At 74.5% G+C, this 21,911-nt stretch carries 23 protein-coding genes; 7 read left to right on the forward strand and 16 right to left on the reverse strand.

Annotated elements, in window-relative coordinates; translation table 11 throughout:
• Positions 1–165: 165 nt before the first annotated feature.
• Entirely contained in the window at positions 166–684 is a 519-nt protein-coding gene (locus AC2CHG_RS19665; RefSeq protein ID WP_269696473.1) for a SigE family RNA polymerase sigma factor, read from the reverse strand.
• A gap of 121 nt (positions 685–805) precedes the next feature.
• Between AC2CHG_RS19665 and AC2CHG_RS19670 the strand changes: the two genes are divergently transcribed.
• The gene (locus tag AC2CHG_RS19670; RefSeq protein ID WP_484525307.1) at positions 806–1,600 is read left to right on the forward strand and encodes a DUF3152 domain-containing protein; all 795 of its coding nucleotides are present in this window, start codon (positions 806–808) and stop codon (positions 1,598–1,600) included.
• 71 nt (positions 1,601–1,671) lie between these two features.
• Here the strand turns inward: AC2CHG_RS19670 and AC2CHG_RS19675 are convergent, their stop codons facing one another.
• From AC2CHG_RS19675 to AC2CHG_RS19695, 5 genes are all read right to left on the reverse strand, one after another.
• The gene (locus tag AC2CHG_RS19675) at positions 1,672–2,499 is read right to left on the reverse strand and encodes a DUF72 domain-containing protein (RefSeq protein ID WP_228532109.1); all 828 of its coding nucleotides are present in this window, start codon (positions 2,497–2,499) and stop codon (positions 1,672–1,674) included.
• A gap of 29 nt (positions 2,500–2,528) precedes the next feature.
• Entirely contained in the window at positions 2,529–3,158 is a 630-nt protein-coding gene (locus tag AC2CHG_RS19680; RefSeq protein ID WP_194801056.1) for a hypothetical protein, read from the reverse strand.
• Complete coding sequence (locus AC2CHG_RS19685; RefSeq protein ID WP_194800846.1) at positions 3,155–3,301, reverse strand: hypothetical protein; 147 nt, start codon at positions 3,299–3,301, stop codon at positions 3,155–3,157. Before AC2CHG_RS19685 ends, AC2CHG_RS19680 begins: the two co-directional genes overlap by 4 nt.
• A gap of 95 nt (positions 3,302–3,396) precedes the next feature.
• Positions 3,397–4,002, reverse strand: coding sequence for a peptide chain release factor H (prfH, locus tag AC2CHG_RS19690; protein WP_194800847.1), 606 nt, complete (start codon positions 4,000–4,002; stop codon positions 3,397–3,399).
• Positions 3,999–5,153: an RNA ligase RtcB family protein gene (locus AC2CHG_RS19695; protein ID WP_194800848.1), complete on the reverse strand. Its 1,155-nt coding sequence runs from the start codon at positions 5,151–5,153 to the stop codon at positions 3,999–4,001. Before AC2CHG_RS19695 ends, prfH begins: the two co-directional genes overlap by 4 nt.
• Positions 5,154–5,371: 218 nt before the next feature.
• On the opposite strand from AC2CHG_RS19695, the gene AC2CHG_RS19700 reads away from it, so the two are divergent.
• Together AC2CHG_RS19700 and AC2CHG_RS19705 are read left to right on the forward strand one after the other, a co-directional pair.
• Positions 5,372–6,130: a peptidylprolyl isomerase gene (locus AC2CHG_RS19700; protein ID WP_194800849.1), complete on the forward strand. Its 759-nt coding sequence runs from the start codon at positions 5,372–5,374 to the stop codon at positions 6,128–6,130.
• Between the two features lie 70 nt (positions 6,131–6,200).
• A complete protein-coding gene (locus AC2CHG_RS19705) occupies positions 6,201–7,178 on the forward strand; it encodes a DUF2804 domain-containing protein (RefSeq protein ID WP_194800850.1) in 978 nt (325 codons plus the stop codon).
• 139 nt (positions 7,179–7,317) lie between these two features.
• On the opposite strand, the gene AC2CHG_RS19710 is transcribed toward AC2CHG_RS19705, so the two are convergent.
• The 9 genes from AC2CHG_RS19710 to AC2CHG_RS19750 all read right to left on the reverse strand — a co-directional run bounded on the left by AC2CHG_RS19710 (position 7,318) and on the right by AC2CHG_RS19750 (position 17,228).
• Positions 7,318–9,579 (reverse strand): catalase, encoded by a 2,262-nt coding sequence (locus tag AC2CHG_RS19710; RefSeq protein WP_463839816.1) that lies wholly within the window; start codon positions 9,577–9,579, stop codon positions 7,318–7,320.
• A 92-nt stretch (positions 9,580–9,671) separates the two neighbouring features.
• Entirely contained in the window at positions 9,672–10,334 is a 663-nt protein-coding gene (locus tag AC2CHG_RS19715) for a 4'-phosphopantetheinyl transferase family protein (protein WP_262012168.1), read from the reverse strand.
• Positions 10,331–11,155: a metallophosphoesterase family protein gene (locus AC2CHG_RS19720; RefSeq protein WP_366618966.1), complete on the reverse strand. Its 825-nt coding sequence runs from the start codon at positions 11,153–11,155 to the stop codon at positions 10,331–10,333. Before AC2CHG_RS19720 ends, AC2CHG_RS19715 begins: the two co-directional genes overlap by 4 nt.
• 65 nt (positions 11,156–11,220) lie before the next feature.
• Positions 11,221–12,171, reverse strand: a complete 951-nt coding sequence (pip, locus tag AC2CHG_RS19725) for a prolyl aminopeptidase (protein WP_357208465.1) — start codon at positions 12,169–12,171, stop codon at positions 11,221–11,223.
• 42 nt (positions 12,172–12,213) lie between these two features.
• Positions 12,214–12,588: a hypothetical protein gene (locus AC2CHG_RS19730; protein ID WP_135239181.1), complete on the reverse strand. Its 375-nt coding sequence runs from the start codon at positions 12,586–12,588 to the stop codon at positions 12,214–12,216.
• Positions 12,589–12,702: 114 nt separating this feature from the next.
• Positions 12,703–14,172: a hypothetical protein gene (locus AC2CHG_RS19735; protein WP_357208468.1), complete on the reverse strand. Its 1,470-nt coding sequence runs from the start codon at positions 14,170–14,172 to the stop codon at positions 12,703–12,705.
• A gap of 136 nt (positions 14,173–14,308) precedes the next feature.
• Positions 14,309–15,271 (reverse strand): anti-sigma factor RsbA family regulatory protein, encoded by a 963-nt coding sequence (locus AC2CHG_RS19740; RefSeq protein WP_262012172.1) that lies wholly within the window; start codon positions 15,269–15,271, stop codon positions 14,309–14,311.
• On the reverse strand, positions 15,268–16,095 hold the full coding sequence (locus AC2CHG_RS19745; RefSeq protein WP_484525308.1) for an MEDS domain-containing protein: 828 nt from the start codon (positions 16,093–16,095) through the stop codon (positions 15,268–15,270). Before AC2CHG_RS19745 ends, AC2CHG_RS19740 begins: the two co-directional genes overlap by 4 nt.
• Before the next feature lie 23 nt (positions 16,096–16,118).
• Positions 16,119–17,228, reverse strand: a complete 1,110-nt coding sequence (locus AC2CHG_RS19750) for a hypothetical protein (RefSeq protein ID WP_484525309.1) — start codon at positions 17,226–17,228, stop codon at positions 16,119–16,121.
• A gap of 175 nt (positions 17,229–17,403) precedes the next feature.
• Here AC2CHG_RS19750 and AC2CHG_RS19755 point away from each other — a divergent pair, with 175 nt between their 5' ends.
• Positions 17,404–17,883, forward strand: coding sequence for a GNAT family N-acetyltransferase (locus AC2CHG_RS19755; RefSeq protein WP_366618977.1), 480 nt, complete (start codon positions 17,404–17,406; stop codon positions 17,881–17,883).
• A 276-nt stretch (positions 17,884–18,159) separates the two neighbouring features.
• Here the strand turns inward: AC2CHG_RS19755 and AC2CHG_RS19760 are convergent, their stop codons facing one another.
• A complete protein-coding gene (locus AC2CHG_RS19760) occupies positions 18,160–18,675 on the reverse strand; it encodes a 2'-5' RNA ligase family protein (protein ID WP_484525310.1) in 516 nt (171 codons plus the stop codon).
• A 100-nt stretch (positions 18,676–18,775) separates the two neighbouring features.
• Between AC2CHG_RS19760 and AC2CHG_RS19765 the strand changes: the two genes are divergently transcribed.
• From AC2CHG_RS19765 to AC2CHG_RS19775, 3 genes are all read left to right on the forward strand, one after another.
• Entirely contained in the window at positions 18,776–19,282 is a 507-nt protein-coding gene (locus AC2CHG_RS19765) for a mycothiol transferase (protein WP_484525311.1), read from the forward strand.
• Positions 19,283–19,472: 190 nt separating this feature from the next.
• Positions 19,473–19,850, forward strand: coding sequence for an SCP2 sterol-binding domain-containing protein (locus AC2CHG_RS19770; RefSeq protein ID WP_484525312.1), 378 nt, complete (start codon positions 19,473–19,475; stop codon positions 19,848–19,850).
• Positions 19,847–21,911, forward strand: a 2,065-nt coding sequence (locus AC2CHG_RS19775; RefSeq protein WP_484525313.1) for an amylo-alpha-1,6-glucosidase, incomplete at its 3' end; no start/stop codon positions are given. The genes AC2CHG_RS19770 and AC2CHG_RS19775, both read left to right, overlap by 4 nt.

The raw sequence follows: 21,911 nt of genomic DNA on the forward strand, positions 1-21,911 counted from the left end.
CGTCGACACCGACCGCCACCGCGACCGTCGCCACCGCCGCCGCGACCCCGGCGCCGATCCGCCGGCGGCGGCGCAGCCGGCGTCCCCGGCGCATGATGTCCGCGATGTCCAGGCCGTCGGCCCGTTCGGTCGCCCGCATCGCGCGGCGCAGCTCGTCCATCTCGGTCACCGGCACGTCTCCTGCGGTCGGGGCGCGGACAGACCGGCGGTACGCAGCTTCTCCAGCGCCCGGGACGAGGTGCTCTTGACGGTGCCGACGGACACGTCGAGTTCGCGGGCCACCTGGGCCTCCGGCAGGTCGAAGTAGTGACGCAGGACGACGACGGCGCGTTCGCGCGCGGTGAGCGTGCCGAGCGCGGTGACCAGCCACCGCCGCGTCGCCACCTCCTCGGCCAGGTCGCCTCCGCGTCGCTCCGGGAGGTCCTCGCTCGGGTACTCGCGGATCGGCCGCCGCCAGGTGTCGACGAGGTGGTTCACCAGCACCGACCGGGCGTAGCCGTACGGATCGCCGTTGCGGATCCGGGACCACGACGCGTACGTGCGCACGAGCGCGGTCTGGGCGGCGTCCTCGGCGTGGTGGTGGTTGCCGGTCATGAGGAAGGCGGCGTGCGTCAGCCGCGCGGAGGACGCCCGCGCGAACTCGACGAACTCCGCGTCACCCCGGGCCATGCCGGTCCTCTGCACCTCTCACCCCGGTAGGGACGTGCGGGACGCGGAAAAGGTTGAGTCCCCGCCGGACCAACTTTCGCGACTGGCCACCCGTCCTCATCCCCGCGCCCCCGACCGGGCGCCGAGGGGAGACGAGATGACCAGGACCGTGGACCGGACGCGCGGCGGCGCGGCGGTGATCGCGCTGACGGTGGCGCTGGCCGGGTGCACACCGGCCGTGGCGGACCAGCCCGCAGTCGCGCCGTCCGGGCCGTCCGGACCGTCGGCCGCCGGGCCGGCCGTGTCGGCGGCAGCGCCCGTCCGGCCCCGGCCGGCGCGGATCGGCTATCCCGCCGAGGGCGGCAACCGGTGGCGGTTCGCCGCCGCCGAGCCGGCCACCACAGGGGGTACGGGTCGGCTGCTGCGCTACCGGGTGGCGGTGGAGCGCGACATCACCGGCCTGCCAGCGGCCGAGTTCGGGGCGCAGGTCACCGGCATCCTCGTCGGACCGGGTGGCTGGACGACCGACGGACGGATCGCCCTGCGCCGCGTCGGCGCCCGTGAGCCCGCCGACTTCACCGTCTACCTCGCCACCCCCGGTACGCGCGACGACCTGTGCGGGGACGGTCTGGACCGGTACACGTCCTGCCGTAACGGGGACCGGGTGGTGGTGAACGTGGCCCGCTGGGTGCTCGGCGCGCCCGCGTACGGGAGCGACCTCGCCGCGTACCGCCGGTACGTGGTCAACCACGAGGTGGGCCACCGTCTCGGTCAGGGGCACGAGCGCTGCCCGGGGCGGGGCCGCCCGGCGCCGGTGATGCAGCAGCAGACGCTCGGCCTGCACGGCTGCACCCCGAACCCGCTGCCGTTCCTGCACGGCGAGCGGTACGCGGGCCCGTCCGGCGCGTACGACGACCGCCTGCCCCCACCGGAGGGCGGCCGGCCGGGCTGAGTGGGACCGCCGGCGGGTCATGCGCCTCGCGCGGCGGCCGGGCCGGCGCCGGCGGCGATCCCATCCGGCGCTCAGAACAGCGTGGCCGGGCCGACCGGCTCCGGCTCGGGCAGCGGCGCGAGCCCGGGAACGCGCTCGCGGACCTGGTCGTGGAAGCGGCGGGCCAGCTCGGGCGCGTCCGCGTTGTCCGGCGTGTGCACGAACACGGTCGGCGAGCGGCCCTCCCGCAGCCAGCCGGTGACCACGTCCAGCCACGGCTGCCAGCCCTCGACGGTGCTTGCCGGGTCGTCGCGGCCCAGGTAGCGCACGATCGGCCGGTCGGTCAGTGCCCGGGTACGCAGCGGGAGGCGTGGCTTGCGCGTCCACGCCTCCCGCTCGGCGTCGCTGGTCGGCGGCGTGCGGAAGAACGCCGTGGTGTCGAACGGGATCCACTCGGCGCCGGCCCGGTGCAGCGTCGCCTCCAGCGCGCGTACCGCACCGGCCTCGGTGAAGAAGGCGGGGTGGCGGACCTCGACGGCGTACCGGTGACCGCTGGGCAGTGTGCGCAGGAACCGGTCGAGGTCGGGCACGTCACCGGGGCCGAACGAGCCGGGCAGCTGGATCCAGAGCGCGTCGGCCCGGGGCCCGAGCGGCTCCATCGCGTGCAGGAATGCCCGCAGTTCCGCCTCGCCGCCGGTGAGCCGGCGCTCGTGCGTGACCACCTTCGGCAGCTTCGGCAGGAAGCGGAAGCCCGGATCGGTCTGCTCGGCCCAGGACGCCACCGTCTGGCGGGCCGGGGTGGCGTAGAACGTGGTGTTGCCCTCCACGGCGTCGCACCACCCGGCGTACGCGCGCAGCCGCTCGTGCGCGGGCAGCGGATGCGGCAGGAAGCGGCCGGACCAGGACTTGTGCGTCCACATGGCACAGCCCACGTGCAGGCGCATCCCGGTCACCGGTAGGGCCAGCTCGTCGAGCCGCCGCGCAGCGCCGCCTCCCGGTTCCACTTCCGGGTGAGGTACAGCGCGAGGCAGCCGAGCCCGGCGAACACCGGCGCGAGCAGCATGAGCAGCAGGCCGGCGCCGAGCCGGAACCGGTCACTCTGGAGGCCCTTCGCCGATGCCAGCGTGAACGCCTCCACGCCGTCAGCGGTGCAGCTCACGAAGTCGGTGTCCATCCAGGTGATGCCCTCGGTGGCCACCACCGGCGTGAACAGCCGTGGGTCACCGCGGTCGGTCATCACAGACGCTGTCCCCTCGGGCCGGGCCCCGGTCAGCTCCCTGCTGCGCTGCTCGCCGGTGGAGTAGACGCGGCTCTTCGCGGTGCACCGGACGGTGGCGGGATCGACGTCGGCCGGCGTCGCGAGGATGAGGATGTTGCCGGGGCGTACGCCGGTGTCCCGCACCTTGATCTCGGCGCCGGGTGCGAACTCGGCGGCGGCGGAGAAGGTCGACGCGGCCGCGAACGGACCCGTCTGGGTCAGCAGCGCGAGGCCGAGGAACCCGGCCAGCAGGAACCCACCCCCGCCGACGAAGATCCACATCGCGACCACGGCGCGGAAGCGTTGCACGAGCGCGCTCACCGGACGCGGTCCATGTCGAAGGCGCCGTCGGTGACCTGTCCGCGCATGGCGTCGCGGAGGTAGGTCTCGGGATCGGTCCCGGCGTCCCCGCCGCAGGAGGCGAGTGAGAGCGCCGCCACCGGACCGGTCCTTCTCCGTCGCATCCGTCCTCCTCGCGCTCGCGTCGCGGCGGGCCGGGGCCGCCCGGTCGCCGCGACCACGGTAGCCGGGGGCGGCAGGCGCGGCGGATCGGGCCGGGTCAGGGCCGCTCCACCCGTACCGGGTCGCCGCGCACGAGCTCGTCGTGGATCCGCCAGCGGGCGTCGACGCCCGCGCGCCGGGCCGCCTCGTCGTCGGCGGCGATCCGCTGCCGCAGCAGCTCGACCGCGATCCGGCGGTTGAGGTGCAGGTGCCGTTCGGTGTCCACCACCACGGTCCGGCCGGACGGGCGGTGCGTGGCCCGGACGGCGGTGCTCGCCTTGTTGCGGTGCTGGCCGCCGGGCCCGCCGGTGCGGCACGGCACGAACTCCACGTCCGCCTCGTGGAACGGCGTGACCACCACGTCGGTCCGGCAGGTCCGCGCGGTGACGTACCAGTTCTTCCGGCCGTGGCCCGTCCGGTACGGACTGGGCGCCTGCCAGCAGAGCGTGCCGGTCCACCCGGCCGCGAACGCCTCCGCCCCGGCGCCGCTGATCCGGACCAGCACCGACCGGTACGTGCCGGCCCGGTCGCCGGGTACCGTCTCGACCCGCTCGGTACGCAGGCCCCGCCGGGCCGCCTCGCCCTCCATTCGGGACAGCAGCCGGGTCAGTGCCCAGGCGCACTCGGCGGGTCCGCGCCCGGCGGACAGCAGCAGCTCGGTCACCGGCGGCCCTTCCGGCGCTCGTCGCGGCGGCCTGCGTCCGGCGTCTTGTAGGTGACGAGCGGAACCGTGGTGGTGACCGGCGTGGCGAGGTCGTGCGCCACCAGGTCGCCGATCACCTGCTCGATGCGCTTGTACGCGGTGGGCGCCTCCTCGAACAGCAGCTGCCGGTCGCCGCACACCACTATCGAGCCGACCGGCGTACGCCGCAGCTCCTCGACGGTGTGCTTGGCCCGGCCCCGGCGCAGCGCGTCGGCGCGGGACATCTTGCGCCCGGCGCCGTGCGCCACCGAGTAGCCGGCGTCCGGCCCGGCGTGCGCGGCCACCAGGTAGGAGGGTGTGCCACGGGTGCCGGCGATCAGCACGTCCCGCCCGTCGCCCGGCGCCGCGCCCTTGCGGTGCAGGTAGCGGCCGTCGCGGATCTCGACCAGGTTGTGGCACTGGTCGACGACCGGTTCGGTGGGTTCGGCGCCGAGCGCGTACGCGACCCGCGCGGCCAGCAGCCGCCGGTTGAGCGAGCCCCAGCGCACGGCCGCGTCGTGCCGGGCCAGGTAGGCGTCCGGGTCGGGCGCGGGACCGGCGCCGTGCGTCTCGGTGTGCTCGCGCAGGATCCGCTCGCCCAGCCCGCGCGACCCGGAGTGCACCACGAGCACCAGGTCACCGGCGTCCAGTCCGAGCCGCTCGGCGTGCTCCGCCGCGAGGATCGGCCCGACGCGGGCCAGTTCGACGAAGTGGTTGCCGCGTCCGACGGTGCCGAGGCCGTCGAGGTGCCCGGCCGGCACGTCGCCGTCGAGCACCGACCAGGCCGGGTCGTCGGCGTCCCGGTCCGGGTCGAGCGCCCGGTCCAGGTCGGGGAACCGGGCCGCGAGCCGTTCCGGTACGACCCGGCGCAGCGCGATCGGGAAGACCGCGATGCCGCACCCGATGTCGGAGCCGACGAGGAACGGGTAGAGCACGGTCGAGGACATCGCGGCGCCGATCGGCGCGCCCTTGCCGGGGTGCAGATCGGGCATGGCGGCGACGTGCGCCATGCCGTCCAGGGCCGCGACCTGGCGGCACTGGTCGAGCGCGGCGGACTCGATCCAGCTGCCGGGGGAGGAGAAGACGGAGACGGTGGCGGGCACGACGGCCCGCCCGGAGGGGTACGCGGACACAGACGCTCGATTCTGCGGAAAGAGAAGCGGGAACGGCAGGCGGCGAGGAGGGGCCTGCGGGCTGGGTGCGATCCGTCAGAACGTCATGCCGATCACCTTCTCGGACGCGGCGCTGGCCGGCAACCGACTTTCGACCCGCCGAGCGCCCGCGTCGACATCACCCCACCCGATCCATAGACTCCGGTCGTTCTGGTACCACGAGTCCAGGGAGGACCACCGTGTCGAGCGAAACCCGAACGCACGCCGCCTTACCCCTGCTGGCCCGCCTCGCCGGGGTGAGCGTGGCCGCCGCGACGATCGTCGCCGCCGCAGGTGTCGCCGCGACCGCGGCGCCTCCTGCCGACCCCGCGCCCACGAAGGGGCCGTGCGCGTACACGCCGACGCCGGACGAGCCGGCCGCCCGGCCGGTGCCGCTGCCGCCGGACCCGCGCCGCACGCCGGACCGGGGCACCGTGCGGGTCACGCTGCGCACCAACCAGGGGCCGATCGGGTTGACGCTGGACCGTGAGCAGGCGCCGTGCACGGTGCAGAGCTTCCTGCACCTGGTCCGCAAGCGCTTCTACGACCGGACGCCCTGCCACCGACTCACCGCGTACCCGACGCTCACGGTCCTCCAGTGCGGCGACCCGTCCGGCACCGGCGAGGGCGGCCCGGGCTACCGCTACCGCGACGAGCTGCCCACCGACCTGCCGCCCGCGCCGACCGACCCGACCGGTGTACGCCGCCTGTACGCGCGCGGCACCCTGGCCATGGCCAACGCCGGCCCGGACACCAACGGCAGCCAGTTCTTCCTGGTCCAGGCCGACTCGGCGCTGCGCCCCAACTACACGGTGTTCGGTCAGGTCGACGCGGCCGGGCTGGCCACGCTGGACCGGATCTCGGCCGGCGGCATCGCGCCCACCCCGGAGGATCCGGCGCCGGTCGACGGCGCCCCGGCGGTGCCGGTGGAGATCTGCCGCGCCAAGCAGGGCCGCTGACGCGACGGCCCGGCGGGACGGCTGCCGAGGCCGCCCGCCGGGCCCGCGACGGCGTCGGTAGCCTGCGGCGATGACGCATGAGCGGGAGATCACCGAGCCGGTCGACCTGTGCCGGCCGGACGGGCGGCTGAACCCGGACGCGGTCGGCTGGAGCCGCCGGCCGCTGCACCGGGCGAACCTGCGCGGCTGGGGCCGGGCCAAGCGGTGGGAGCACTGGGGTGTGGTCACGCCGACGCACATCCTCGGCCTTGTCGCGTCGTCGCTCGACTACGCCGGGGTGCAGAGCCTCTACCTGCTCGACCGGCGCACCGGCCGGGAGACCACGGCGGAGGCGGTGGTGCCGTTCGCCCGGGGCACTGTGCTGCCGCCGGTCAGCGGCGCCGGCCCGGTCCGGGCCCGGGGCGGGAACCTGACCATCGCAGTCGAGCAGGGCCCGGACGGCAGTACGCTGCGCGCCAGCGCGCCCGGCGTCGAGGTGGACCTGACCGTGCCGCTGCCGCCGGGGCACGAGTCGCTCGGCGTGGTGGTGCCGTGGAGCACGCGACGGTTCCAGTACACGGTCAAGGACATCGGCCGGCCGGTGCACGGCACGATCACCGTGGACGGCACGGCGTACCCGGTGGGGGAGGGGTCGTACGCGGCGCTCGACCACGGCCGGGGCAAGTGGCGGTACGCGGTGCGGTGGAACTGGGCGGCCGGCAGCGGGCCGGGCCGGTCGATCCAGCTCGGCGGCAAGTGGACCGACGGCACCGGCTCGACCGAGAACGCGGTCTTCGTCGACGGGCGGCTGCACAAGATCGGTGCGGATCTGATCTGGGAGTACGACCGCGCCGACTGGCTGCGGCCGTGGCGGATCACCGGTGACCGGGTGGACGTCACGTTCCACCCGTTCCACGAGCGGGTGGCGCGGACCAACCTGCTCGTGCTGGCCGGGGAGACGCACCAGTGCTTCGGGACCTTCACCGGCTGGGCGGCCACAGACGACGGCGGGCGCGTGGACCTGGACGGCCTGGTCGGCTGGGCCGAGGAGGCCCGCAACCGCTGGTGAGGCCGGTCCCCGCCGGGCCGGGCCGTACGCACGGCGTGGGGGGGGGGGGGGGGGGGGGGCGGCCGCCCCCCCCCCCCCGGGCCCCCGCCCGGCGGGGCGCCCCCCCCCCCCCGCCCCCCCCCCCCCCACGACTTCGGGATCAGGCGACCGAGGCCGGGAACCTCTCCCAGACCCGGTGCGCCGCCATCAGCCGCTGCACCTCGCCGAGCACCTCGGTGCCGGAACCACCGGTCACCACGCCCGGCGTGCCGGTGACACCGGCCTGGTTCAGCACCTCGGCGCCCGCGCCCCAGGCACCGATCACCTTGGCGTGCCGCCACGCCTCCTCGACCAGCAGCAGCACGCGCGGGTCGACGGTGGCCGAGCCCGGCGCGCCGGCCTTGGCGTCGCGGGCCGGCAGCGCGTCCGGCGCCGGGGCCGGTGCGCCGGCCAGCAGCACCGCGTCGAACTCGACCGAGCGGCCGGTGGCGAACGTGCGCTGCACCGGCAGCCCGTCGACGGTGCCGCCGTGCGCGGCGATCAGCAGCGGCACCATGCCGGCGGCGGTCACCGCCCGGCGTACCTCGTGCACGTCGCCCAGGTCGGCCTGGGCGTCGACCACGATGCCGACCATCCGGCCGTCGGCCGGCCACTCCCGGCCCACCTGGGACAGCGCCGGGCTGGGCTGCACCTCCGCGAGCGGCACGGTGGGCTGCGGTACGGGCAGGCCCAGGCCGGTCGCCACCTGCTCGCACAGCACCGGGTCGACGTTCGCCAGGCACTGGAGCTGCCGCTCCTTGATCGCCTGGTGGTAGCACTTGCCCAGCTCGAACGTGTACGCCCGGATGATGTGCTCCTTCTCCACCGGCGACATGCTCTGCCAGAACAGGCGTACCTGGCTGTAGTGGTCGTCGAAGGACGCAGGTGCGGCCCGCACCTTCGGTGCCTCGGCCACCGTCACCGGCGTGTCCACGAACGCGTGCTCGCGGTCGCCGGCCGGGAACGGGTTGCCCCCGTCCAGCGAGTTCGGCCGGTACGGCGCCACGCCCGCGTGCACCGCGTGCTGGTGGAAGCCGTCACGCAGCATGTCGTTGACGTCGGCGTGCGGCCGGTTGATCGGGATCTGGGTGAAGTTCGGCCCGCCCAGGCGGGTGAGCTGCGTGTCCACGTACGAGAAGAGGCGGCCCTGCATCAGCGGGTCGTTCGTGACGTCGATGCCGGGCGGCAGGTGCCCGACGTGGAACGCCACCTGCTCGGTCTCGGCGAAGAAGTTGCGCGGCGTCTTGTTGAGGGTGAGGGTGCCGATCGCCTGTACCGGCGCCAGCTCCTCCGGCACGATCTTCGTCGGGTCGAGCAGGTCGATCCCGGCGAACGTCTCCTCCGGCGTGTCCGGGAAGACCTGGATGCCCAGCTCCCACTCGGGGAACGCGCCGGCCTCGATGGCGTCATACAGGTCGCGGCGGTGGAAGTCCGGGTCCATGCCGCTGATCAGCTGGGCCTCCTCCCACTCCAGGGAGTGCACGCCGAGCTTCGGCTTCCAGTGGAACTTGACCAGCACCGTCGCCCCGGCGTCGTCGACCATCCGGAAGGTGTGGACGCCGAAGCCCTCCATGGTCCGGTAGGACCGCGGGATGCCCCGGTCGGACATGTTCCAGATGGTGTGGTGCTGCGCCTCGGTGTGCAGCGAGACGAAGTCCCAGAACGTGTCGTGCGCGCTCTGCGCCTGCGGGATCTCCCGGTCCGGGTGTGGCTTGCCGGCGTGGATGACGTCCGGGAACTTGATCGCGTCCTGGATGAAGAAGACCGGGATGTTGTTGCCGACCAGGTCGAATGTGCCCTCGTCGGTGTAGAACTTGGTGGCGAAGCCGCGGGTGTCGCGGACCGTGTCGGCCGACCCGCGCGAGCCCAGCACGGTGGAGAAGCGGACGAAGACCGGCGTCTCGCGGCCCTTCTTCAGGAACCCGGCCCGGGTGACCTTCTCGGCGGCGCCGTTGGCGACGAACGTGCCGTGCGCGCCCGCGCCCCGGGCGTGCACCACCCGCTCCGGGATCCGCTCGTGGTCGAAGTGGGTGATCTTCTCCCGCAGGTGGTGGTCCTGAAGCAGGACCGGGCCGCGCGGACCGGCCTTGAGCGAGTGGTCGGTGTCGCGCAGCCGGGCGCCGTTGGCGGTGGTGAGGTACGCGCCCTGCTGCCCCTTGGCGATCTTCGGCACGCCGGTCTCGGCGCCGGTCGGGGTCCGGGTGTCCGGCGCGCCCTGCTCGGCCTTGGGCGGCAGCGGCCCGTGCGGCGTGGTCGGCTCCTCCAGCGGTGGCGGCGCGCTGCCGGGAGCGCCCGGCACGTCCGGAGTCAGCGCGTCGCCGACCTTCTCGACGGCGGCTTCGACGACACCTTTGACGATCTGGGCGGGCTTGCTGGATTCCATCAGGACCTGTCCTCCTACAGCTAAATGTCCAGGCCCTTTCGGCCCTACCCCAGCTCAGGGCGGGCAAACCGGAACAATCGCGGTATCGCTGGTCAGGACCGGCGCGGCACGGCCACGGCGGTGAGCAGCAGCCCGCCGGCGACCAGCCAGCGGCCGTCCAGGACGTCAAGCGGCGGGCCGCCGTCGGTGCGGGTGCCGTCGACCAGGATCCGGGCGGTGAACCGGCCGTCCGGATCGAAGGTCAGCTCCGCCTCCTCGAACCCGAGCCAGCGCCCGGTCAGCGGGTACCACGCCTTGTAGACCGACTCCTTGGCGCTGAACAGCAGCCGGTCCCAGTGCGTCCCCGGGTCGGCGTCGCGCAGCGCGGCCAGCCGCTCCGGCTCGCCCGCCACTGTGACCACCCCGGCCACCCCGTCGGGCAGCGGCTCGTGCGGCTCGGCGTCGATGCCCAGCCCGGCCAGCGCCTCGGCCGGGGCCACCGCCGCCGCCCGGTAGCCGGTGCAGTGCGTGATGCTGCCCACCACGCCGGCCGGCCAGACCGGTTCCCGCCGGGGACCGGGACGGATCGGCGCCGGGGCGTACCCGAGGCGGGCCAGCGCCTCCCGCGCGCAGCGGCGGGCCGTCACGAACTCCTGGCGGCGGGCGGCCACCGCGCGGGCGACCAGGTCCTCCTCGCCCGGGTACGGCGCCTCGTCCGGCACGTCGGCGAACGCCTCGACGGCCAGCGCCCCGGCCGGCAGCAGCGCCCCGATCATCCGAGGATCCGCTTCATCGGCGCCGGCTCACCGCCCCGGCGCCGCCACTCGCGCGGGTAGCCCAGCGACACCTCCTCGAACCGCACCCCGTCGTAGTGCGTGGTGCGCGGGATGTGCAGGTGGCCGTAGACGGCGACGGCGGCGCGGTGACGCACGTGCCAGTCGGCCGTCCGGTCGGTGCCGCACCACTGGGCGAACTCCGGGAACCAGAGCACCTCGGTGGGCTGGCGCACCAGCGGCCAGTGGGTGACCAGCACTGTCGGCAGCGCCGGGTCGGTGGCCTCCAGCCGCCGCCGGGTCACCTCCAGCCGCGCCGCGCACCAGGACTCCCGATCCGGGTACGGGTCCGGGTGCAGCATCATCTCGTCGGTGCACACCACGCCGGCGTCGTACGCCGCGCGCAGCGACTCCTCCTTGGTGGTGGTGCCGGGGGCGCGGAACGAGTAGTCGTAGAGCAGGAACAGCGGCGCCACCGTCACCGGCCCGCCCGCACCGCGCCACACCGGGTAGTCGTCCTCCGGGGTCAGCACGCCCAGCTCGCGGCACATCGCCACGAGGGCGTCGTAGCGGGCCACCCCGCGCAGCGTCACCGGGTCGTTCGGGCTGGTCCACAGCTCGTGGTTGCCCGGCGCCCACACCACCCGCGCGAACCGGTCGCGCAGCAGCCGCAGCGTCCGCTCGATGTCGGCGAAGACCTCGCCGACGTCCCCGGCCACGATCAGCCAGTCGTCCGCCGTCTCCGGCCGCAGGCCGTCCACCACCGCGCGGTTCTCCGCGTACGACACGTGGAGGTCACTGACCGCGTACAGCGCACCCGTCACCCGGCCGATCCTGCCAGCGGAGGTCGCCGATGACCAGGCGCGGACCGGTGGGGGTTCGGCACCGGTCAGCCGACCCTCGCGGTCACCTCGTCGAGTGCCCGCAGCACCTCCCGGGTGACGGCCGGCTCGGCGGCGGAGTGCCCGGCCGCCGGCACGATCCGCAGCGTCGCCTCCGGCCACCGGCGGGCCAGGTCGTACGCGGACACCGGCGGGCAGCACATGTCGTACCGGCCGTTGACGATCACGGCGGGCAGGTGCCGGATCCGGTCCACGCCGTCGAGCAACTGACCCTCGGCCAGGAAACCGCCGTGCACCGCGTAGTGCGACAGGATCCGGGCCACCGGCAGCGCGTGGTCGTCGGTGGTGAAGTGGGCGAGCAGTTCCGGGTCGGGCCGCAGCGACGAGTTGACCGCCTCCCACCGCCCCCAGGCCCGCGCGTACTCCCGGGCCCGCGCCTGGTCCGGGCCGTGCAACCGCCTGTGGTACGCGGCCAGCACGTCGTCGCGCTCGTCCGGCGGGATCGGCGCCACGAACCGCTCCCACTCCTCGGGCTGGAGGTGGCGCAGCCCGCCCTGGTAGAACCAGTCCCGCTCGCTGCGCCGCAGCAGCAGCACACCGCGCAGGACCAGCCCGGTCACCCGCTCCGGGTGCGCCTGCGCGTACGCCAGGCCGAGCGTGGTGCCCCACGACCCGCCGAACACCAGCCACGAGTCGATGCCCAGCCGCTGCCGGATCGTCTCCAGATCGGCCACCAGATGCCAGGTGGTGTTGGCGCGCACCTCGCCGTGCGGGGTGCTGCGGCCGGCACCGCGCTGGTCGAACAGCACGGCCCGGTGGCGCGCGGGATCGAAGAACCGGCGGGCCGCCGGCACCAGGCCGCCGCCGGGGCCGCCGTGCAGGAACACCACTGGTACGCCGTCCGGCCGGCCGACCTCCTCCACGTACAGGACGTGGCCGTCACCGACCGGGAGCAGATGGGTGGCGTACGGCTCGACGGGCGGGTGCAGACCGGTCATGCCCGGTCATTGTGCCCGCCGCGGGCCCGCCGGGTGGCCCGGTCAGCAGGCGACATTGCCGCCGAGGTTGTCCAGCAGCGCGTCGGCGACCCAGCCGGAGACGCCAGTGGTGACGTCCCGCAGGTAGGTCCACGTGTAGGTGGTGTGGCCGTTCGCGCTGACCCGGTCGCCGCTGGCGAAGCAGTGGAAGTCGACCGTGTGACTGAGCTGCCCGTAACCCAGCGAGGCGCAGGTGGTGTGCGGGCCGGTGCGGATGTTGACGTTCGTGGCGTTGAACAGCTGGCCGAACTTGCTGTCCACGTTGGAGTGCGAGTGGCTGCACCCGGCGCTCGCCGGTGCGGCCGTGCCGGCCACCACGGCGCCCGCCGACGCGACGGTCAGGACGACGGCGGCACCGATGGAGAAGATCTTCCGCATACCCGTCAACCCCCGAATAAAGATCGAGATGCACCAGCAGATCGATCCAAATATTTGCATAGAGCAAGGTCGATGAGCAAGATGCGGTGCCGCCGGACCGGCGGCACCGACGTCTCAGGCGGTGGCCGGTACGCCGTTGTCCGTACCCGTCGTCTCCGCCTCGGGCACACCGCGCGGAGCCGGCGTGCGGACCGCGAACGCGTCGAAGCTCGGCCCGTCCAGCCGCTCGACGAACGGCTCCACCGCGGGCGGCTCCGACCGGTCCGGCTCGATCGCGTCCGGCTCGGTCCGCCCGTCCACGGCCCGGGGCGTCACCTCGGCCGGTACGGTGATCGGCGGGCGCGCCGGCACCTGCGGGTACTCGGCGGTCTCCCCGCCGCCCGCGGCCGCCGCCATGACCGCCGCCGCGGCCAGGTCGGCGACCCGCTTGGCCTCCCGCTGCACCCGGGCCCGGGTCTCCTTCGCGTGCTGCTCGGCCAGGTCCGCCGCGCGCCGCGCCTCGTCCAGCCGCTTGGTCTCCGCGGCCAGCTCCCGGCGTACGCCGACCAGTCGCTCCTCCACCTCCGCGCCGGTCCGCTCGATGGTGGCGATCTCCTGGCGGGTGTCCTCCAGCTGCCGGGAGACGCTCTCCAGCTCCGCCTTGAGCCCGGTCAGCGTCTCCTGCCGCTGCTGGATCTCCCGCTGCACGCCGGCGAGCTGCTCCTGGTGCGCCGCCGTCTCCTCGTCGGCCCGCTCCCGGACCTCGGTGGCGTACTGCTGCGCCTCGGCGACCAGCGCGGCGATGTCCTTCTCCGCCGCGGCGGCCCGGTCGGCCAGCTCCTGCTCGGCGGCGGCCCGCCGCTCGTCCAGCTCCTTGGCCATCGTGGCCTGCCACTGGGCCAGCTCCTGCTGGGCCTTGCTGCGGTTGGCCTGGACCTCCTGCTGGATCTGCGTCCGCGCGGCCTTCACCAGCGCCTCGGACGCCGAGCGCGCCTGCTCGACCTGCTGCGCGCTCTGCTCGCTGATCCGCTTCGCCTCCTGCTGGGCCCGGTCGTGCACGGCCTGACCCTCGACGCGCAGCTTCTCCGCCAGCTCCCGCACCGCGGTCAGCTCCGCCTGCGCGGCCGCCCGCCGCTCCTCGTCCAGCCGCTCCTGCTCGGCCCGGCGGGCGGACAGCTCCTCGTCCAGCTCACGCCGCTCCCGCGCGGCCTGCTCCTGCGCGGCGGCGAGCAGCTTCTCCGCCTGCCCCTGGACGTCCTCCGCGCGCCGGGTGGCCACGTCGGTGATCTGGCCGGCCTGCTTCTCGGCCAGGTCCAGGATCTGGTCCACCATCGGGCCGAGGTCGCGGAAGGACGCCCGGTCCACCGCCGACGGACGGTCCCGCAGCTCCACCGCCTCGGCCTGCGCCCGCTGCACCTGCGCGGTCAGGTCGCGCACCTGCGCGTACGCCCGGTCCCGCGCGGCGGTCAGCGCGCTCACCTCGGCGTCGATCTGCTCGACGTACCGGTCCACCTGACGCTTGTCGTAGCCGCGCAACGCGGGATCGAACCGGGGCCGCCCGGACAGGTCGTCGTGGGGTGCGAACGGCTCGGCACCGTTGGACATTCGCCATCCTCCGTCGGTTCGCCAGCGCCAGGCCGGCGGATGACCGCCCCGCAGGGCACGATGAGGCGCTACGGTACCGCGTCCGCGCGCGAGGCTCGCCCCGCCCCGCCCCCCTGCCCGCCGACCGGCGGCACGGTCAGACCGGGAAGTGCGGGTTCCCCGCCGTCAGGCGGATGGTGAAGCCGGTCGCGTCCCTGTGGTACGTCACGTGGTCGCAACTCTGGTGGCTGATCCACAGGCCCAGACCACCGTCGGAACCGTCGCCCGCCGGCAGCAGCCCGGCGAACGGGTCCTTCGGGCCGGTCCCCCGATCGTGGACGGTCACCACGATCCGGTCCGGTGCGCGCCACAACCGCAGGCACACCGGCGGCTCGCCGTGGCGCAGCGCGTTGCTCACCACCTCGCTGACCGCGATGACCAGGCCGTCCAGGCCGTCGGGCGGCAGCAGGCCACGGTCGGCGGCGCGCACCTCGGCTCGCGCACGGGCCGGCGTCGGGTCGACCAGCTCGACCAGCGGCACGGTCCGCTGCACCGGGTCCGGGGGCGCCGGCCGGAACTCGGTCAGGTAGCTCGTCGGCTCGGTGTAGAGACCCGCCGCCTCGTGCCTGCCGTCCGGCCGCGCCACCAGCGGATGGGTACGCGCCACGTCGGCGAGCACACGCGGCGGCGTGCCCCGGCGGTCGTAGGCGCAGATGCCCCAGAGCGGGAAGTCGTCGTAGGCGTGGTTGATCGCCGACTCGTAGCGCGCCCACCAGTCCCAGGTCGCGCCGAGCAGCACCGGCGGCAGCTCGCCGACCATCCGGATCTGCGCCGCCCCCGCCGCCACGTACGAGGCGAGCAGCTCCCGGTAGGAACGCAGCGCGACGCTGGGCCGGGCGTAGACGTCGCTGACCGGCAGGAACGTGACCTCGGCGCCGGTGGGCAGCGCCCGGCGCACCAGCTCGGCGTTGCGCTCGTCCAGGTTCACCGCCGTCGGCTCGCCCGCCGCGATCCCGTCCAGCAGGAACGGCAGCGCCACCGCCAGCAACTCCTCGTCGGAGTCGTAGACGAACGCCTCGTGGAAGTAGCCCACGTGGCCGAAGGCCGCGCCGCTCCTCATCGGACGACCTCCACCCGTACCTCCGACAGACTGAGCAGGTCGACGAGCCGGGCCGGGGCGCGGCTCGGCGTGCGCAGCACCGCGACGGCGTCGTGCCGGCGGGCGTGGTCGCGCAGATGCAGCAGGCTGCGGTGGTCGACGAAACGCAGCTCGGCGGCGTCGAACACGACCCGGCCCGCCACCGGCCGCGGGTCGGCCCGCTCCAGCGCGGCGGCGAAGTCCCGGTGGTTGGACGGGTCCAGCTCGCCGGCCAGCGCCACCACCGAGTCGCCGTCGCCGGCGTGCAGCCGGAACAGCACGTCCGCGTTCGTCACCGAGTGCAGGCAGGCCAGCTCGGCGATCGCCGCGTCGTCCAGCTGCCGGCGGTCGTAGGCGCAGACCGCCGACATCGGCCGGTGCCGCATCCAGTGGTCGATCCGGTGCTCGTAGCGGGCGAACGCGTCCCGCTGGGCCGGGCTGCGGACCAGGCTCGTCGCCTCCGCCAGCACCCGCAGGCCGGTGTGCCCCGCGGTCAGCGCCTCGGTGGTGGCCCGCACGTACGCCTGGACCTGCCGGTCGGGATCGACGATCTCGTCGTGCCGGTACGCCTCGCCGACGAGAACCAGCCGTAGCGCGTCCCGCCGGCGCGCGGCGTCGACCCCGGGAACCGAGGCCAGCCAGCCGGTGACGGTGGCGCGATCCTCCGGACAGACCACCCATACCTGCTCACCGGCGGCCAGACCCGCGCTTACCTGCTCGACCGTCAGCGCGCGCAGCACGGCCGGGTCGTCGTAGGCGAGGCAGCCGTGGGTGTAGCCCGGGTACGTCACGCTCCCGCTGGTCACCGACTCCGCCTCATGGGCCCAGTCTATGCCGGGCCCACCTGGAGATCGCGCCAGGCCGTGGCCTCGAGCGGCGGGTCACCCAGCTCGAACTCGGCCCAGTTGTTCCAGTACGCGATCGCGTCCACGTCGTTCTGCTGCCGCAGCCAGGTGACGTGCTCGCGGATCGTCCGCGCCCGGCCCGCGCCGGTGGTGTCCGCGGCGATGCGGCTCAGGCCGTACTCGGGCACCAGCAGCCGGATCCCCGGGTACGCGGCGCGCACCTTGCCGAAGGCCACGCCGAACATCCGGGAGGCGGGCCAGTACGCGGCGGTGTCCCGGGAGTAGCAGTCCACGCCGTAGTGGGTCATGCCCGGGTAACCCCAGTCGGCCGGGTTGCCGCGCCCCTCGTCGAGCCAGTAGCGGGTCACGATCGGGCCGTGCCCGAGCACCCACCGCCGGTTGCGGTGCGCCGCCAGTATCTGCGTCACCCGGCTCGCCGTCGCCCGGTACGTGGCGGGGGTCACGTCGCCCATCGGCTCGTGGTACCAGGTCAGGTAGATCGGGCGGTTCACGCCGTCGAGCCAGCCGGCCAGCTGCTCGACGTCGTCCTTCCAGCTGACGTGCATGACGGCCGAGGGCGCGTCGGCGAACTTGCCCGCGTTCAGCGGGGGCAGTTCCGGCAGCGCGTCCGCGTCCGGGCCGTCCGTGCCGAAGTCGCGCATGTAGCGGATGCCCGGATAGTCGGCCACCGCCCGCTGGGTCCGGGCGCCCTTCTCGGCGCTCATCCCGACCAGCAGCGGCACGGTCAGCGTGGCGGTGCCCGTGCCGGTGCGGCCGGCGCCGTCACGCGCCGTCGCGGTCAGCGTCACCGTGCCCCGGCCGGCCAGCACGGTGACTGTGAAGCGGCCCGGTTCGGTGCCGCTCGGTGTGACTGTCACCCCCGGCGAGACGCCGGCGAGCTGGATGGTCAACGGGACGCTCAGGTCCACCCGGACCGGGCTGTCCCAGGTGACGCCGGTGGGGTCGCTGACCCGGCCGGCGAGGGTCAGCAGGCGCGAGTCGGGGTGGTAGGCGTCGACCCGGACGGTGGTCGATTGCCCTGGTAGCAGGACGGTCTGGTCGGCGGTGACGGAACGGACGACGGGTGCGGCCATGAGGCTCTCCTTCGACGTGCTTCGCTGCCGCTCCGGCCGCACGTCTTCGGGTGGCCAGAATGGCTCTGACCTGCGCTTTTACCAGCTTGCGTCGGTTCGGTCCCGATCGTCAGGGCGGCCGCAGATGGCGCGAAACCCGGTCGCCGCCGCGCTGTCCCGCCCGCATCCTGGTCCGATGCCGATCATCGTGCGGGACCTGCGCGTGCCGGACTGGCCGCAGCTGTGGCCGATGCTGCGGGACATGGGTGTGGGCGACGACCCCCCGGATGCCCACCGGCTGCGGTTCGCCGCGCTGCTCGCCGACCCCCGCTGGGCGCTGCTCGGTGCCATCGACGCGGGCGGGTTGGCCGGGTACGCCGCCGCCCAGGACCACGGCCCGCACCTGCGTTCCGGTGACGCGCACCGCACCGTACGCCTGCACGACCTGTACGTCGTTCCGGACCGGCGGCGTGACGGGGTGGGCCGTGCCTTGTTCACGGCGGTGCGGCGCTGGGCCGGCGGGCGGGCCCGGCACCTGGAGTGGCAGGCCCACCACGAGCGGGCGGCGCCGTTCTACGAGCGGCTCGGTCATCGGGGCGACCCGTGCCCACAGCCGGACTACCCGACGTTCCTTCTCGACCTCACCGGAACCGACCCTCGTCTTCCCTCGACGTGACCGGCTCGCCGCCGCTGCCCCCGCCCAAGATCGACACCAGTTCGGGGAGGTGGCTGCATCAACGGTGGTCTGATGCCCCCATTTCCCCGAGCTGGTGTCGACCATGGACGAGGATGGCGCCACTTCGGGGAACTGGTGTGGATCACGGGTGTGGAGGGGGCTGCTTGGCTCGGGGGCGCGGCCAGGGTGGTGTCGAGCGGGGGCGTCCTCCGTGCGGACAGGGCCATGGTCGACACCAGGTCGGGGGGAGTGGGCGTGGAGCTTGGTGGGAGCAGGTCAGGGGAGAGGGTGGGAGATGTCGCGGGCGTGGTCGGCCACCGCCGCGCCGACCACCGTCGCGGTCAGCGGCAGCACCTCCAGGCAGCGGCGCACCGCCGCGCCCATCAGCGGGTTCGGTACCCGCATCGACAGCGTGCAGTGCGGCACCCAGCGGCCCGGGCGGTAATGCTCCACCACCTCGACGCCGGCCCGCGCCAGCCGCTCGTGCATGTCGGCGTGGTGCGCCAGCAGCTCGGGCGTCGGCGCCGGCCCGAGCCAGAGCACCCGCCCCACGAACTGACCGGCGTGCTGGAACTCCAGCCGCAGCGGCGCGGCCACCACGGTTCCGTCGAGCGCCTCGGCGACGCGGTGCGGGTCCAGGCGCGGCGCGACCGCCAGCGAGACGTGCGGGCGGTGCCGCTGCGCCAGCAGGGACCGCATGCTCGGCACCCCGTCGGACTCCAGCAGGTCCCACAGCACCCGGATCCGCCGGGTGGCGTCGGTGTCCAGATACAGCTCCAGCGCCGCGACCACGCGATCACCCTAGAGGCGGGGCCCGCGCCGAGGTTTGTCGGGCACGCTGGGCGGTACTGCCCGAGGGGACGGCAGAAGACGGCAGGGGAGTGAGGGACACGTGGACGCGACGGACGTGCTGACCGAGGCGTACGGGCGGTTGCCCGATCTGGTCGCCGGGGCGCTCGACGGGCTCGACGCGGCCCAGCTGCGGCGGGCGCCGGCCGACGGGGCGAACCCGGTCGGCTGGCTGGTCTGGCACCTGACCCGGATCCAGGACGACCACGTGGCCGACGTGATGGGGGAGCCGCAGCTGTGGGCCACCGGCGACTGGGCGGCGCGCTGCGGCCTGCCGCCGGACCCCGCCGACACCGGCTTCGGGCACGGCCCGGAGCAGATCTCCGCGGTACGCCCCGAGAACGGCGCTGTGCTGCTCGACTACCACCGGGCGGTGGTGGACCGGAGCCTCGCGTACCTGCGCGGCCTGCGCCCGGCCGACCTCGACCGGGTGGTGGACGAGAACTGGGATCCGCCGGTGACGCTCGGGGTGCGGCTGGTGAGCGTGCTCGACGACGACCTCCAGCACGTCGGGCAGGCCGCGTACGTGCGCGGGCTCATCCTGCGCTGAGCGCCGCACCGGCCCGGCGCAGCGCGAGCAGCACCCGGTCGGCGGCGGCGTCCCCGGTCGTCGGCATGGCCGCAGGGATACCCGCCGCGCCGCCGCGCCTCACCCGGTCCGGGTGAGTTCGCCTCACCCGCGATGCGGGGACGCTGCGGGACGAGCGGCGCCGGCCGCGACCACCGACGAGGAGGGCCCGATGAGCGTCTCGGCCGTGGAACACCTGACCCGGGGAACCGCCGGCCGGCACCCGGAGCTGCCCGAGACCACCTCCGGCACCATCCGCCTGGACCTGCGCGACGACGGCCGCACCGAGCACTGGTACCTGACCATCGACCGGCAGGACGTCCGGGTGGACCGCCTGGCCGAGGAGGCCGACCTGGTGGTCGGCGCGAACCGCGAGGTGTTCGACCGGATCGCGGCGGGACGCCTGCACCCGGCCGCCGCGCTGCTGCGCAACGACCTCGCCGCGCGGGGCGAACTCAAGCTGCTGATGACGCTGCGCCGGCTCTTCCCCGGCCCGCCGGACGCCCGGGACCCCCGGGACGTGGCCGGCGCCCGGGTGGCGGCCCGATGAGGCAGGAGCTGGTCCATGTCCTCGCCGGCAACGCGTTCGCCGTGAGCGACGCGCAGGGGGACATGGAACGCGACCCGTCCGCGCCGATCGGCCTGTTCTCGTTCGACACCCGGTTCCTGTCCCACTGGGTGCTCACGATCGACGGCGAGCGGCTGCACGCGCTGTCCCGCGACGACCTGACCTACTTCGAGACCCGCTTCGTGCTGGTGCCGGGCGCGGCCAGCCACTACGTGGACGCCGACGTCTCGGTGATCCGGCACCGCTCGATCGACGAGGCGTACCACGAGAGCCTCACGGTGCTGAACCACTCGGCCGAGCCCGCCGAGTACACGGTGCGGATGGAGATGGCCGGCGACTTCGCCGACACCTCCGAGATCCTGCGTCCCGGCCCGCGCCGGCCGACCGTCATCCCCGAACCGGAGCAGCGGCGGCTGCGGATCCGGTACGAGCGTGGGCGGTTCACCCGGGAGACGTGCGTCTCCAGCACCGTCCCGGGGGAGGTGGACACGCGCGGGATGACCTTCCGGATTCGCGTCGAGCCGCAGGGCAAGTGGCAGGTCGACCTGCACGTCGGCATGGTCATCCAGGGCGCCGGCGGGCGGGACCTGCGGGCCGGCATCGAGTCGCACCGGCAGCACGTCCGTCAGGACATGCGCGACGACCTCGAACGGTGGTACGACCGGGCGCCGCACCTGGTCGCCGAACGGCCCGGGCCGGCCACCGTGTACCGGCAGGCCCTGACCGACCTGGCCGCGCTGCGGTACATGCCGCTGGCCTACAGCGAGCGGGTGCCGGTCGGCGGGATGCCCTGGGCGATGGCGCTGTACGGGCGGGACGCGCTGATCACCTGCCTCCAGACGCTGCCGTTCACGCCCGAGCTGACCCCGGGAACGCTGCACATGCTGGCGATGGTGCAGGGCGGCCGGCTAGACGACCGGCACGAGGAGGAACCCGGCAAGATCGTCGCCGAGCTGCGGTACGGCGAGGCGGCCGCGTTCGACGAGCAGCCCACCGCGCTCTACTACGGCGCCGCCGACACCACCCCGCTGTTCGTGATCCTGCTCGACGAGTACGAGCGCTGGACCGGTGACGCCGACCTGGTCCACGAGCTGCGGCACCCGGCGCGGATGGCGCTGGACTGGCTGACCCGCTACGGCGACCAGTGCGGCGACGGCTACCTGCGCTACCAGCCGCGCAACACCGACACCGGGGTCGCCAACCAGACCTGGCGCAATTCGCCGGCGGCGATCGTCGACCGGCACGGCGTGGAGCCGCCGTACCCGCGCGCGACGTGCGAGCTTCAGGGGTACGCGTACGACGCGCGGATCCGGGGCGCCCGCCTGGCCCGGGAGTTCTGGGGCGACCCGGCCTACGCCGAACGCCTGGAGGCCGACGCGGCGCGGTTGCGGGAGCGGTTCGATCGCGACTTCTGGCTGCCGCAGCGCGGCTACTACGCGCTGGCGCTCACCCCGGACGGTGAGCCGGTCGACGCGCTCACCTCGCACCTGGGGCACCTGCTGTGGAGCGGCATCGTGGCGCCGGAACGGGCCGACGCGCTGGCCGGGCACCTGTGCGGACCGGACCTGTTCTCCGGCTGGGGCGTGCGCACCTACGCGCAGGGGCAGCGGCCGTACAACCCGGTCGGCGCGCACCTCGGCGCGGTGTGGCCGTGGGACAACGCGATCGTCGCGGCGGGGCTGCGGCGGTACGGCTACGACGAGGCGGCGGCCGACATCGTCGCCGGAGTGTTCGCGATGGCGGAGACGCTCGGCGGATCGGTCCCGGAGACGATCGCCGGCTACCCCCGTGCGGTGACCAAGTACCCGGTCCAGTTGCCGGAGGCCGGACGACCGCAGTCGTGGGCGTCGGGCGGGTTGCTGATGCTGTTGTCGACCATGCTGGGGCTGCGTCCGTGCGGAGAGAACCTGCTGGTGAACCCGGCCGTCCCGACCGGGTACGGGCGGATCGAGCTGCTCGACGTGCCGGGCCGGTGGGGGCGGGCCGACTCGTACGGCCGGGAACGCGGCGCGGGCCGCCGGGTCCGCGCGGGCGAGCCGGCCC

The sequence above is a fragment of the Micromonospora sp. ATLC20 genome (assembly GCF_057196585.1).